This window comes from Paenibacillus sp. FSL H8-0034, assembly GCF_038000305.1.
Taxonomy (GTDB): Bacteria; Bacillota; Bacilli; order Paenibacillales; family NBRC-103111; genus Paenibacillus_S.
In genome coordinates this window covers 6,777,005-6,790,785 of sequence record NZ_JBBOBS010000001.1, presented here as the reverse complement: position 1 = coordinate 6,790,785, position 13,781 = coordinate 6,777,005, and the positions used below count along the sequence as shown (strand labels likewise).

At 49.1% G+C, this 13,781-nt stretch carries 11 protein-coding genes; 9 read left to right on the top strand and 2 right to left on the bottom strand.

Going from position 1 to position 13,781, the window contains the following annotated elements; translation table 11 throughout:
• Positions 1-289: 289 nt before the first annotated feature.
• The 9 genes from NST47_RS30430 to codA all read left to right on the top strand — a co-directional run bounded on the left by NST47_RS30430 (position 290) and on the right by codA (position 11,138).
• Positions 290-2,434 (top strand): methyl-accepting chemotaxis protein, encoded by a 2,145-nt coding sequence (locus NST47_RS30430; protein WP_341158479.1) that lies wholly within the window; start codon positions 290-292, stop codon positions 2,432-2,434.
• A 186-nt stretch (positions 2,435-2,620) separates the two neighbouring features.
• Positions 2,621-3,718 (top strand): ABC transporter substrate-binding protein, encoded by a 1,098-nt coding sequence (locus tag NST47_RS30425; RefSeq protein ID WP_341158478.1) that lies wholly within the window; start codon positions 2,621-2,623, stop codon positions 3,716-3,718.
• A gap of 48 nt (positions 3,719-3,766) precedes the next feature.
• Positions 3,767-5,143 carry an amidohydrolase family protein gene (locus tag NST47_RS30420; RefSeq protein WP_341158477.1) on the top strand — a complete coding sequence of 459 codons (1,377 nt, stop codon included), beginning with the start codon at positions 3,767-3,769 and terminating at the stop codon, positions 5,141-5,143.
• A 7-nt stretch (positions 5,144-5,150) separates the two neighbouring features.
• A complete protein-coding gene (locus tag NST47_RS30415) occupies positions 5,151-5,864 on the top strand; it encodes an NAD(P)H-dependent oxidoreductase (RefSeq protein ID WP_341158476.1) in 714 nt (237 codons plus the stop codon).
• 30 nt (positions 5,865-5,894) lie between these two features.
• Positions 5,895-6,707: a creatininase family protein gene (locus tag NST47_RS30410; protein ID WP_341158475.1), complete on the top strand. Its 813-nt coding sequence runs from the start codon at positions 5,895-5,897 to the stop codon at positions 6,705-6,707.
• Between the two features lie 41 nt (positions 6,708-6,748).
• A complete protein-coding gene (locus NST47_RS30405; RefSeq protein WP_262687339.1) occupies positions 6,749-7,537 on the top strand; it encodes an ABC transporter ATP-binding protein in 789 nt (262 codons plus the stop codon).
• Between the two features lie 23 nt (positions 7,538-7,560).
• Entirely contained in the window at positions 7,561-8,898 is a 1,338-nt protein-coding gene (locus NST47_RS30400; protein ID WP_341158474.1) for an FAD-binding oxidoreductase, read from the top strand.
• Positions 8,899-9,036: 138 nt separating this feature from the next.
• Positions 9,037-9,840, top strand: coding sequence for an ABC transporter permease (locus tag NST47_RS30395; RefSeq protein ID WP_262687340.1), 804 nt, complete (start codon positions 9,037-9,039; stop codon positions 9,838-9,840).
• A 20-nt stretch (positions 9,841-9,860) separates the two neighbouring features.
• Positions 9,861-11,138: a cytosine deaminase gene (gene codA, locus NST47_RS30390; RefSeq protein WP_341158473.1), complete on the top strand. Its 1,278-nt coding sequence runs from the start codon at positions 9,861-9,863 to the stop codon at positions 11,136-11,138.
• A gap of 51 nt (positions 11,139-11,189) precedes the next feature.
• On the opposite strand, the gene NST47_RS30385 is transcribed toward codA, so the two are convergent.
• Positions 11,190-11,999: a WYL domain-containing protein gene (locus NST47_RS30385; RefSeq protein WP_341158472.1), complete on the bottom strand. Its 810-nt coding sequence runs from the start codon at positions 11,997-11,999 to the stop codon at positions 11,190-11,192.
• The gene (locus NST47_RS30380) at positions 11,980-13,299 is read right to left on the bottom strand and encodes a helix-turn-helix transcriptional regulator (protein ID WP_341158471.1); all 1,320 of its coding nucleotides are present in this window, start codon (positions 13,297-13,299) and stop codon (positions 11,980-11,982) included. Before NST47_RS30380 ends, NST47_RS30385 begins: the two co-directional genes overlap by 20 nt.
• Between the last annotated feature and the right edge of the window lie 482 nt (positions 13,300-13,781).

Below are 13,781 nucleotides of genomic sequence, written 5' to 3'. Positions count from 1 at the left end.
AGTGTGGAGATTGATGTGTCATTTTTATATGGAATACAAAATTTAACATAGGTATTTTGTTAATTTTAACGAAATTATGTCATGTTTATTGACGTTATTATAACATGAGGGCTATAGTGGAGCTGCTTCTATTTTAGTGATAAGAACGCAGTCTCTTAATGAATCATTATTGGACTGGGGGGCGATGTAGGCTGTTGGTGAAAGATTGCGGAAAACATCCGGTTTATCCGGTTCCGTGTAGCTATTGCTAGTCAGTCAAAAATATGTCGAAGGTAGAGGTGGGTAGATGATGAAGATAGCTGCTGCAAGCGGGGGGCGATGGTTGGAGCGTTTGTTTAAGCCTTCAATGTGGTTGATGAACAGGCTGCGTTACGCTCAAAAATTTGTGCTGATCGGACTCGTGTTTGTGATTCCGATTATGGTGCTCACATTTCAGATGTTTTACAACATGAATAAGGATGTTCGTCATACAGAGCTGGAAGCTCGGGGGTTGGTTTATCAGCGTGGCCTTGGGGAAATGATTGTGGCATTGGAACAGTATGGATGGAGTTTGGATGGGGGGTCTGAGGGGGTTGCTGTCAGAGGTGATGTCAAGGAGATTGGTGGCAGGATCGATCGGATTATAAACGATCTTATCCAAGAAATGTCCGCACCTCAAAGCGGGTTGATGGATTCTGATTCGTGGTCCAATTTGGTGAAGCAGTGGGAGACGATCAAGGCTGAGGGTGGTTCCACGAGTAGAGCTTTTTATGAGGTTCGGCATGTTGAGCTTGAGCAAATGATTTTGAAGCAAATGGATGAAGTGACAAACAATTCGGGTCTCATTCTCGATTCGGAAATGGATACGTATTATTTGATGAATGCTGTCGTCAATATATTTCCGGGCTATTGGACCCATCTTGAAAAGATAGAGCTGATGGGTACCGAGATTGCCATGCGGGGATCGATTAAAAATGTGAAAGAGCGAGAGGATCTTATTCGTCTGACGGTTGAGTTGGATGCGGTATTATCCGAGATGAATCAATCAGCCGAGCTGGTTATTAAACAAAATCCACGGTTTGAAATGGCTTTACGGGATTTGCAGGCAAAAAATGCAGCTTCCACCAAGGCGGTTACGGAGTTGCTGGACGATAAACTCGTAAATGCCGGTGTTATTGTAATCTTGGCTGATGAGGTAACGTCTACCAGTCAAATTGCCAAAAAAGCGCTGCTTGATCTGCACGAAAGCCAGCTAAATCTGATGGGGGAGCGCTTTGACGAGCGAATTCGCGATCACAAAGTTAACGGTTTGCTTGTCGCTCTGCTGCTGCTGTTCATTTTGGTGGTGGTCATTTATTTGTTTGCAGGCTTTTATTTCTCGGTCAAAAATGCGATCGTTCAGCTGGATCAGGCTACACAGCAGCTTGTCCAGGGGGATTTGACGGTGAGAGTAAGCTCGGGGACAAGAGATGAATTTAGTAATGTCATTTCTGCCTATAATCTGCTCGCGGATTCCTTTCAGGATGTGGTGGGACGCAGCAGGCAGGTGGCGGAAAAGGCTTATGAATCTGCAGGCCATTTACGGATCAGTGTTCAGGAAACGGCGGGCAGCTCCAGAGTTATTACGGATATTATGCAGGAGGTGGCTGTTGGATCGGAGCTGCAGATGCGGAGCTCCCAGGATACTGCGTCGGCCATGAATGAAGTATCTCTCGGTGTTCAGAGAATTGCCGAAACCTCCTCGGTTGTGGCGAATGCAGCTGGTGATGCGGCTCAGGATGCGCGTAGAGGGTCTGTTGATCTGGAACAAGCCGTTGTTCAAATGGCCTCAATCAAAACCAAAGTTAGTGAAACGGCGGTCACGATCTCGCAGCTGCATGAATTGTCGATTCGAATTGACCGGATTCTTATTGTTATTAAGGAGATATCGAATCAGACCAAGCTGCTGGCTTTAAATGCTTCAATTGAAGCGGCGCGTGCCGGTGAGCATGGGCGTGGGTTTCATGTTGTGGCTGAGGAGGTTAGGAAGCTGGCTGAGCAATCGGACGAATCCGTCAAGCAAATAGCTTCGTTGATTTCCCGGGTTCAGCATAGTGCCAAGGAGACTGTGGATAAGATTGGTGTTGAAATTAAAGAGGTGGATAAAGGCAGTGTGCTGCTGGATCAGGTTAGTGTTGTGTTTGGTCGAATATTGAAATCCGTGGAGCAGGTAGCCAGTCAGATTCAGGAGGTGTCTGCAGCCTCCGAGCAAATATCTGCCAATACGGAAGAGGTGTCGGCTTCTATGGAGGATAGTGTCGGTGTTTCCCGCAAGGCGGTTTCCCATGCTCATCATGTTAAAGTATCTATGGAAAAACAGGTAGGTGCGACCAAGGAAGTGGCGATGTCGTCTGAAGCTTTGAATGTGCTGTCTGAAGAGTTGTTTCAGTCATTAGTGCAATTTAGAATAGAATAATAAAAATCTTTAATGTTAGTTTATATAACATATTAATAGGCCAGCTAACGAAAAAGGCTCGATATTTTGTTAAATTACACAATTAAATGTTATATATATTGACTTATACATTACGCCGGATTATATTTTGTTCATGCAATCAGCAGATTTGCAGTGGGTTCATCCAAAATAGGGGGGAAGTTAAGAATGAAATTATTCAATCGTACTGCCATGTTTTTGGGGAAACGCAATGTGGTTACGTCGCTCTGTCTGGTCCTGCTGGCCGGTGCTTTATCAGCCTGCGGAAGCGCAAAGCCGCCCGAGACAGCTGCAACACCCAAGCCTGCTGACACTATGGCTGCCAAGCCTGCGGAGCCAGCAGCAGCCAAACCGGCAGAAGCGACAGCGCCTAAGGCACTTGTACCGGCAAGTCTCATTCTTAACTGGTTTGCAGAGCCTGAGCACGGCGGCAATTTTGCGGCATTGGCCAAAGGCTATTACAAGGATGCAGGCTTTGATATGACGCTAACTCCTGGAGGGCCTTCGGTATCTGCCACACAGATCGTGGCATCCGGTAAGGCGCAGTTCGGGATGGCGAACGGTGATGATATTTTGGTAGCGAGACAGGAAGGCATTCCGATCATCGCGATAGCGACATCCATGCAGAAGAGTCCACAGGCTTTGATTTTTCACAAGGACTCGGGAATTAAGGACTTTAGCGATCTGAATGGACATAAGGTTTATGTAGCTGCTACTGCTAACTTCTGGCAGTACATGAAGAAAAAATATAAGCTGGAAACGGCACAGGAAATGAAGTATACCGGACAATTAGTCAACTTTGTCAATGATAAAAACTCGGTAACCCAAGGCTATCTAACCTCCGAGCCATTCACGCTCCAACAGCAAAATATTGAGTTCGGTACGCTGTTAAATGCAGATTCAGGCTACAACATTTATGCGGGTGTGTACTTTACGACCGAGAAAATGGTTGCAGAGCATCCGGACCAGGTTAAAGCTTTTGTCGAAGCGACAGTTAAAGGCTGGGATTATTACAAGGATCACTCCGATGAAATTCATCCTATGATTAAAGAAAAGAATCCGGACATGGGTCTGGACATGATGAAATACAGTGCACAAAAGGAAATGGATTTTGTTTATGGCGGTGATGCGGTAACCCAAGGCACCGGGATTATGACTCAGGAGCGTTGGGCTGAAGTGCAGAAGCAGCTGGTGGATGTAGGCGTTCTGAAGAAAGCAGAGGATTTAAGCAAGGTGTTTACAACACAATTTTTGCCCAAGAAATAAGCTTAAGGTCATACAGTTCAAACAAATGATGATAGGATGGTGGCGGCATTGGCTTCATTGGAAAATTTGGAATTATTGAATGTGAGATTGCCTATGGAAGACGAAGCCTGCCTGTTTCAGGTGTCGGTTCGTAATGGCAAATGGACTCGCATCCAGATACAGGAAGCCAATGCCGTTCAACCGGATTTCACTTCGTTGGAGCATTGGAGCCCTCGCACCACTACGGATCCATCGGCTATTTGTCAGATTGACCTGGAAGGTAAGCTGCTGCTTCCGGGCTTCGTAGATTCCCATATGCACCTGGATAAATCATTTTCCTTAACTACAGTCGGCAATGTTACCGGTACGCTAGAGGAGGCTGTCCGCAATTATTCCGCGGCATCTCCGGGTTTTAGTAAATTCGAAATTCAGTCGAGAATGATGCGATCTTCTTTGCAGGCCTTGTCGTTTGGCACTACTCACATACGCACACATCTTGATTTTAATATGAGGGCTTCCCGAGAGGTGGCACTCCGTACGATTGAAGCGGCGCTGGAAGCCAGACAATTATTGGCACCCTACGTGAAGCTGCAGCTGTTTCCGATGCTGCCTTACAATATGAATTCAGCAGACGTCGAGGTTGTGGAAGAAGCGCTGCGCATGGGTGTAGATGGGATCGGCGGGGCGCCGCATCTATCCCTAACACCGAAGGAGGATATTGACCGGATTTTTGGTCTTGCAGAGAAATACAACCTGCCGATCGATCTCCATTCGGATGAAACTGACAATCCTTTGATGCGAACGGTAGAGCACATCGCGCTTCGAACGCAGGAATACGGTTATGCCGGACGTGTTACGGTGGATCATCTGTGTGCGTTAGCTTCGATGACTGACGAGGATGCTTTGCCGCTCATTGAACGAATGGCAGAGTCGGGATTAAAAGCTGTTTCTTTACCAGCTGTGAATTTATATCTGCAGGGGAGGCATGACAGCTTTCCGGTCCGACGTGGTGTTACGCGTTTGAAGCAAATCTGGGATGCCGGTATGAAGATAGCGGTGGCTTCGGACAATATCCATGATCCCTTCCATCCGTTTGGGCGCGGGGATTTGGTGCAGATTGCTCTGATCGGGTCCTATGCAGCCCATATGGGAAGCTCTGCTGATCTTCGTACATTGCTGCGGATGATAACGGATGTTCCAGCAGCTGTGCTTGAGCTTGAGGATTATGGGGTTCGGCCCGGGGTTAGCGCCAGCTTCGTTATTCTGGACTGTGAATCGCCGGAAGAGCTGTTTACGCTGCTTCCCGACCGACGCTGGGTTTATAACCAAGGGAAATGGCTGCGAATGGCGGCAAATAAAGCGAGCTGGCAGGATACGGCTTTATCTAATTACTGGGAGCAGGCTTGCGAAATGGTTTCATTCCGTAAGCCGCTTGAAGGGGGTTGAGCCTGCTATGGCTAACGTGCTCGTCGTCTATTACAGCGCTTTTGGCCACGTTTTTCAAATGGCGCAGGCGGTCGCAGAGGGAGCGGGCAGAGAGTCGGGAAATGACGTTCGTATTGTCCGCATCCCTGAAATGGCTTCACCCCGTAACCGTACGATCACGCTCGACAAGGAATTGCCTGAGTCAGATGAGACGGAGAAGGAATTATCCGGACGCTTCCGCCTGACAGACCGTTATGCCAAATACGAAGCTTCACTGGAGCTGCAAAAGGAAATACCAATCGCGACGAACGACGATCTGCGCTGGGCAGACGGGATATTGTGGGGATTTCCAACCTATTATGGATCGATGCCGGCACAGGTCAAGCTGTTCCTTGAATTTGCCGGAGAACTCTGTATCGATGGTTCGCTGGAAGGTAAACCGACAGGAATATTCAACAGCACCGCTTCGATTCATACAGGTCATGAGGCGACCATTCTGACTTCCATGGTTCCACTGTTCCATTTTGGCATGATATTTGTCGGCCTGCCGTATACGGAGAATCCTGAATACCTCACGGCTGATCCGATTGGCTGTTCACCTTATGGAGCATCGACCTTGGCAGGTCCTGACAGCTCGTTGTCGCCTGATCGGCGTGAATTGGTTATGGCAGCGAGGCTTGGTGAGCGTGTTGCCCGATTGGCTGCTGCCCTTCAGCTCTATAAGGAGCGGAAGCTGTTATAAATCATACAAATTTAGCGGAGGTGCTTAAGCTTGACAGCAGGACGTTATGTAGGTAAAGCGTGGGATCAATGCTTTTTCCCGCGTTTAAGTAAGCTTGAGGTTGCTGAACTTGCCAAGCACGATGCATTAATTGTACTGCCCATTGCAGCGATTGAGCAGCATGGACCGCATATGCCCATATATACAGACACGCTGATTTCCGAAACCTTGCTGACCGAGGCTTTCGAGCAGCTTCCCGATGATGCCAATATATGGATGCTTCCAGTGATGCCTTACGGTAAAAGCACTGAGCATCTGGGCCATCCCGGAACGATCTCGTTATCGGCGACTACGCTGATGGCGGTTGTGATGGATATTGCAAAAAGCCTGCATCGCAGTGCATTTACGAAGCTGGTGCTTGTGAATACACATGGCGGCAATACGGATTTGTTGAATATGATGGCCCGAGACATCCGGATCGAAACCGGCATGGCGGTCTTTCGTTTGGACCCAGGCGGTCTGGGTTCTGCGGATGCATGGATTACAGCGAAGGAAAAGCAGGTTGGTATTCATGCGGGAGATGTAGAAACGTCCGTTGTTATTGCGGCCAAATCGAATTGGGTGCATATGGAGCTCGCGCCTATTGAAATCCCCCATTTTCCGGAGTCGCGGTTTTTACAATTTCGCAATCGGGCCTTTGCCTGGGTCATGGACGATCTATCCGTTACCGGCATTTCCGGTGATGCTTCGGCAGCTACGGTGGAAAAGGGTCAAGCGATGATTCATCAATATGGGCTCGATATCGCAGCAGGTTTAATGGACATTTATCATTTCGATATGCAATCAATCCAAGATCGGGGATGAAGCGAATGGCAATAGAGCCTACCCTGCTGGGAACAGCAGCTATGAATGGAGCGTTCGCAGCCAACCAGCCTACAGATAGTTTTGTTAATATGGAAAATTTATCTAAAATATACCCGAACGGAACCGTTGCTTTGCAGGATGTCAACCTGTCCATACGTGAAGGTGAATTCCTGTGCTTTGTCGGGCCCTCGGGCTGCGGCAAATCAACGATATTCAAAATCATTACCGGTCTTAGCGGTCCAAGCGGGGGAAAGCTGGATATTTTCGGTACCACTCCGAAGGAAGCGCGCAAGCAGAGCCATACCTCGTTTGTGTTTCAGGATCATACCCTGCTGCCGTGGTCGACGGTGGAGGCGAATGTGAAGCTTCCTCTGGAGCTGCGCGGCGGGATCAGCAGAAAGGTGCAGCAGGAGGAAGCGGAGCGGGTTCTGGAGCTGGTTGGACTGAAGGACTATATGAAGGTGCTGCCAAGGCAGCTGTCCGGCGGGATGAAAATGCGGGTCTCAATTGCACGGGCGTTAATCTCCAGGCCAAAGCTGCTGCTGATGGATGAGCCTTTTGGCGCTCTGGATGAAATCACCAGACAAACGCTTCAAACCGAGCTGCTTAATATATGGCAGCAGGACAAGAAAATGACCGTATTGTTCGTCACGCATAACGTGTTCGAATCGGTGTTTCTGTCCACCAGTGTGGTTGTGATGACAGCACGCCCTGGTAAAATTTCGGCAAAGATCGAAATTCCGGTCCCTTTTCCAAGGGATGAGGCATACCGGACCTCTGCACAATTCGGACAGCTTGTTCGTGACGTATCTGCCGCTTTACATCATTAAATCGAAGGAGTGAGCATAAACTTATGGCTGCTGATTTAAGCTGGGAGCATGACATTGTTGAGCTGCTTGGCAAGGACGTAATGGTATTTGATCCGGAGATCCGGGCCAAGCTGTCCAAGGATTATTACTGGTATTCGCCTGTGCTTGATCGTCAGCTCAAAGACATCAAGGCAGCCGATGGTGTGGCGCTTGTGCGCAATGAAACCGAAGTTGCGGCTGTGCTCGCTTTTGCCTATTCATTTACAATTCCTGTAACGGTTCGCGGAGCAGGAACGGGGAATTACGGTCAGGCGGTTCCACTGCAGGGCGGTATTGTGCTTGACCTGAGCCGGATGGATCAAATTATCGAAATCGGTGAAGGTTATGCCCGCTTGCAGTGCGGGGTTAAGCTGGGCACGATTGAGAAAACAGCGCGGGAAGCGGGTCAGGAAATTCGTATTTACCCAAGCACTTACGTAAAAGCAACGGTAGGCGGCTTTGTGAGTGGTGGCTCGGGCGGTATCGGTTCAATAACCTATGGCAATCTATGGGATGGCAATGTGCTGGAGGCTGTCATCTATACAATGGAAGAAGTGCCGCAGCGATTAGTAGTGAAGGGTCGCGACCTGTTCGATTACATTCACAATTATGGAACGACAGGCATCATGACAGAGGTCACAATTCCGCTGGCACCGCGTACCGAATGGGCACAGCTCATTGTCCAGTTTCCTTCCTTTGAGCAAGCGATGCGTTTTGGAGAGGCGCTGGCAGCGGATGAAACGATCCAGAAACGATTGATCAGTCCGATGGAATGGCCGATTCCTTCGTATTTTACTCCGTTTGCCAAAGTGATCAAGCCAGATATGGCGGCTGTTATGGTTGAAATCGCCGAAGCGATGCTGCCAATGGTAGACGCGCTTGCGCAAAGCTTTGACGGGCATATCGGACATGTCATTGAAGCGGACAAATACCGGCGAACGATCGGGGTCTCTGATTTTACATGGAACCATACGACCTTGTGGGGAATGAAATCCGATTCAACCTTAACCTATTTGCAAGCGGGTTTTCAATTGTCAGCTTATTTGGAACAAATGCGATTGATCAAGCAGCAGTTCGGTGATGAGGTTCTGTTTCATTTTGAATGGATGCGCAATTCGGGGGCGATCACGCCTACCTGCCTGCCGCTCGTTTTTTACAAAAGCGAGGAGCGGCTGTACGAGATTATTCATTATTGTGAGTCGATTGGTGTGAGAATTTTCGATCCCCATACTTGGGTATTGGAAAACGGCGGGCGCGGTGAAGTCGGCAGTATGCAGCGCAGAAAACGTCTGAATGATCCGCAAGGACTGCTTAATCCCGGAAAAATTATTTGCGAGATGTAAATATAATCCAATACGATCATTGGGAATACAAGTCCAATCGAAAGGAGACTGACTGCTATGGCAATGGATAAGGTGTATTCAATGATGTTTGAGGATGAGATATTCCCGGAGCGTGAACGTGCGGCCTGGACGTACAGAATGGAAGACCGATTCATGCGCCTCGGTTTTGTCAAGCGTATACTGCCTCCATTAATCGCATTTATGGTGTTTATCGGAGGCTGGCAGCTGATTGTGGGCCTGCTCAATTTGCCCGTCTATCTCGTGCCCAAACCATCGGATATCGTAAGTGCCGCCTGGTTGAACAAGGGAGATTTGTGGGTGTCCGTCTCTACTACGGCAATCGAAGCGATCGTGGGCTTTGTGCTGAGTGTGGTGCTTGGTGTCCTCGGAGCGATTCTGCTGGCCAGCTCGAAGCTGATAGAGAAAAGCGTCTATCCCTACGCAATTATATTGCAGACGATTCCGATTGTTGCCGTCGCTCCATTGATCGTTATTTGGTTCGACGCGGGGATGAATGCAATCGTCATTATCGCTTTTTTGATCGGATTTTTCCCGATGCTATCGAACACGTTAATCGGATTGAATGCTACGGATCACAATATGAGCAATCTGTTTTATTTATACAATGCCAACCCGTTCCAGACGATGTGGAAGCTGCGTATTCCGGCTGCTCTGCCTTACATCATAGCCGGTCTCAAGATTTCGTGTACGCTTTGTGTCATCGGTGCAATCGTCGGTGAGTACATTGCCGGAATCGGCGGGGATAAGGGTGGTCTTGGCTACGCGATTACCAACGCAGCTGCCCGTCTGAAAACAGCTTATTTATTCGCCTGCGGCTTATCTGCATCGGTGCTGGGTATCGGATTTTTCCTCTTGGTCAACGCTTTCTCCAAATGGGTATTAAGCTCATGGCATGAATCGGAAATGAGCCGTGAAAGCTGACAGGAATAGTTTGTTAACATGTGAAGAAGGTGATTCCGATGTTCGATCTCGTATTTCGAAATGTGCGTTTGCAAGGCAAACAAGACTTGCCCCTGGTCGATATCGGCCTGCAGGATGGAACCATAACGCTGATCGGCGCGATACCTGCTCATAGCGGCACGCGCGAAGTGGAAGGCAGCGGCTATCTGGCGCTGCCTCCTTTTGTTGAATCGCATATTCATCTGGATACGGTGCTCACAGCTGGTGAGCCTTCCTGGAATGAGAGCGGCACTTTGTTTGAAGGCATCAGGCTGTGGCAGCAGCGGAAGCAGAGCCTTTCCATTGAGGATGTGCTGCGGCGAGCTGAGAAGGTGCTGCGGATGTATATCGTCGGCGGTATTCTGCATATACGCACACAGGCGGATATTTCCGATCCGCAGCTGGTTGCTCTCCGAGCACTCCTGGAGCTTCGTGAGCGGGTGAAGCCTTATGTTAACCTTCAGGTTATGGCATTTCCGCAGGATGGCATTCGCGCCTGCCCGGATAATGAGCAGCGGCTTGAAGAAGCGCTTCAGCTGGGCGCGGATGGAGTTGGTGCGATACCGCATTTTGAGCATACGCGGGAGGAAGGGATTGCTTCGCTGGAGGTTTGTTTCCGGCTTGCCGAGAAATACGGGCGTTTTGTCCACATCTTTTGCGATGAAATTGATGACGGACATTCAACGTTTATTGAAACCGCTGCCCATTTGGCCATTCAAACGGGATTGCGCGAACGGGTAACCGTAAGTCATTGCAATGCAACGGCTTATTATGGAGAGGCCTATTTTCAAAAGCTGCTCGGCCTACTGTCCCGCTCTGGAATCAATGTGGTATGCTGTCCGCTTATTAACAGTGCGATGCAGGGCAGGTTCGACAGCTTCCCGAAGGGACGCGGCATCGCCCGGATCAAGGAAATGTGGCAGGCGGGTGTGAATGTGAGTGTGGCGCATGATGATATTCAAACGCCCTTCTATCCGTTTGGTACCGGCCATATGCTGCAGGCTACCCATATGGCTGCCCATCTTGCGCACATGACGGGTCGGGAAGAAGTGGCCGAGCTGGTACGAATGGTGACGGTTCGTGCGGCGAAGACTTTGCAGATAGAGGATCAATACGGGATAGAGGTCGGCAAACCGGCAAATTTTGTTGTACTAGAGGCTCGTGATGCGATGGAGCTTGTGAACAAGCAGCCGGCTTGCCGTTATGTTATCAGTCAGGGCCGTATCGTTGCCGAGACGGTTCCTGCTGTGAGCAGCTTGTTCGATTGTCTGGATGAGTGAGAAGCGCCTACAGACGATAAGAATCTAACAAACTCGTCTCGGCATTCGTTATCATCCATTGTCCGCATAACGATCCAAAGCCTTCACAGTGGTTTCGTACATTCGCTGTTGGAGGGCCGGATCCCCGACGATGCGGACACGTTTGCCGAGAAAGCGAAGCTTGGACAGCATATAATCGGTCTCATTTTTGGCAAATGTCACCTGAATCGTATACAGATCTAATTCGGCGTCATAATCGACCTCCTTTTCAAAGCAGGAAAAGGCATACAGGATGCGTGACAGCTCGCGGTTATATTCCCTCAGTACCTGAATGGAGGTGCTTGCCTTATGCTGCTCAAGAGCGGCGTGAATGGCTGCGCCATACTGTGCGATTTCATGATCAGGCAGAGCTTCTTCGGCTACAGCCAAGATTTTGTGCAGCCGTGTGCTCATCAGGGTTTTGCGCCGCTGATGGTACCAGAGCAGATACCATTCCTTTTTGACCATAGAATATTCCAGCTTATAAGGAAACCCGAGTTCATCGAGTTTGGTCCGCCCGCCTTTCACTTGATAGCTGATGCAAATTCCTTGCTGATTCATAATCGCCCGACGCAAGGGGCGCAGGTAAGCGTGGTAAACCTGCCGCTCTGTGCTGCGGGCTTTTTCCGTGAAAGCCTCGGTTATGTCCATCATGCTCTCCGGTTCGAGGAGCTGCTGCAGCTTTCCAAGTGTTGCTGCCGTGAACGCTTCCTCCGCTGCGGGATGCTGGAGCATGGTTTTCAGCCAGCTGCGTTCATGGGAGGTGATCATGAAGGTGCCAGAATCCTCCAGGCGGGAAATAATCTGATAGTTAAATATTTTTTCAAACAGATTCAGGTTCATAGTAAGACTGTATCTCCTTCCATTCGGCTATCAGCTCTTGTCGGAACCGCTTCGGCTCCAGAACCTCGCAGCTGGAACCGAAGCTTCGCAGCCATGGCTTGATCTCCTGCGTCCCGTTGACGGTTATTTCATATATAAATGATTCCTTGTCCTCTTCGGTAATGAGTCCCCATTGTCCTTGCAGCAGCACACGTTCCTTGACGAAATTCGTCTGCAAATGAACCGGATTGAAAAATCGCACACGAACTGTAACCGGATGACCGGTATCGATTAACCAGCTGTGTTGAATTTTATGCTCCAGCTCCAGCTTTTTACTTTCAAAAAATGCCTCGCTAACAGACTCGCCCTCGCCAATCTGCGTCATTCCCTCGATTCGATATTTTCTGATACCATGCCGTGCATGATGAGACAGCAGGTACCAGCGTCCATATTGATGATTGTACACTACTTTTAAGGGAAGTGTCAGCTCCTGATGGCCTTCCGCTTCGCGTTCAAACAAGGGGTTCGTATTTTGCGAAGCATAGCTTTGCGGATTTTTCGGCGAAAAATATAAAAATTGCACTTTACGGCGGCTGCGGATAGCTTCGAGCAGCACGAACAAATGTGCTTCATCCAAAATACGGGAGTAATAATGATATTTATACAGAAAAGGCTCCAATAGCAGCTTCTCCGACTGGCTGTACTGGAGACTCTTCTTCAGACTGTCCCGCAGCAGGTAGCCTTGTACCGAAGGAAGCTGAGTATTGGCCATTACATCTACAAAATCATACAGATCCAGCAGCTCATCCTGCGATAAATCCCGGACCAGGTCATGGTTAATGCGGTAACGATATGGGCGCGGTCCTGGTTCTTTGGCGATTACGCCAACCTCTTCGAGATATTTGAGATCGGAACGGACTGTTTTTTCATCGGGCAAAGCAAGCTCGGAGGGCATTGCGCTGCAGCAGGCATCCAGCAGCTCCATGGCGGTCAGCGGCTTCTTATGAAGGGTGGCCAACAGCAAGGAGATCCGCTTGGATTCAGTTTCTTTAAGCGATTTGGCGCGAAATAGAAACAGCAGCATAGGGTCCGTGGAATCCAAATAGCTGTAGCGGATCATATCGGCGAGTTCTTTTCCCTGGTCCTCAGGCAGCTGGCGATAGATCGAGCCGACAATTTCTTTTAATCGTTTGATCGTTTTGTCAAAGGTATGAACAGAAATGCCAAGTCGATCGGCAAATTGCTGTCGACTGTATGCGCCGCCAGTCAGGACAAGCATACGTAAAAACTGGATTTCTTTATCGAAGCTTTCCTTGGCCATGTGAATCCCTCAATTCTGGTTGTTCTCTTTCGTGCAGAAATACCGTTATGGAACCGCAATGCTATTGTAACAGCAGAAGGAAATGAAGAAAATGGAAAGTTTGTAGCGAGTCGTAATACTTTCACCATGTTCCTGCACCTCAAAATGAGCGATGATAAGACAGGTTGATGCACGGGTAACTTACCCAGGCAGGGATGTCGAGCATCCCGCAGTGCCCGCACACTATGGGTGCAGGTATACTGTAACGTTTATACCGGTGTCAATCTCCGATGTGTCAAGGGTTCGAATCCCTTATTGCCTGCATGGCAATTAGCTCAGTGGTAGAGCACTCGACTTTTAATCGAGCGATATTGAAAATGCTGAACAAGGCCTTGGACAGGAAGTCTCAGTAGGCACTTGTGCTCACACTGCTGGCAGGCTCTGTAGTCGGTGGATACCGAAGCGGGGGAATCGCAGATCAGACTGTGGACAAAGTTAAACGG

Excerpts from the sequence above, each read along its gene's own strand:
- NST47_RS30395 (WP_262687340.1), top strand. The coding sequence starts at position 9,037 with ATGGAAGACCGATTCATGCGCCTCGGTTTTGTCAAGCGTATACTGCCT.
- NST47_RS30400 (WP_341158474.1), top strand. The coding sequence starts at position 7,561 with ATGGCTGCTGATTTAAGCTGGGAGCATGACATTGTTGAGCTGCTTGGC.
- NST47_RS30425 (WP_341158478.1), top strand. The coding sequence starts at position 2,621 with ATGAAATTATTCAATCGTACTGCCATGTTTTTGGGGAAACGCAATGTG.
- NST47_RS30385 (WP_341158472.1), bottom strand. The coding sequence starts at position 11,999 with ATGAACCTGAATCTGTTTGAAAAAATATTTAACTATCAGATTATTTCC.
- NST47_RS30430 (WP_341158479.1), top strand. The coding sequence starts at position 290 with ATGAAGATAGCTGCTGCAAGCGGGGGGCGATGGTTGGAGCGTTTGTTT.
- NST47_RS30405 (WP_262687339.1), top strand. The coding sequence starts at position 6,749 with ATGAATGGAGCGTTCGCAGCCAACCAGCCTACAGATAGTTTTGTTAAT.
- NST47_RS30415 (WP_341158476.1), top strand. The coding sequence starts at position 5,151 with ATGGCTAACGTGCTCGTCGTCTATTACAGCGCTTTTGGCCACGTTTTT.
- NST47_RS30380 (WP_341158471.1), bottom strand. The coding sequence starts at position 13,299 with ATGGCCAAGGAAAGCTTCGATAAAGAAATCCAGTTTTTACGTATGCTT.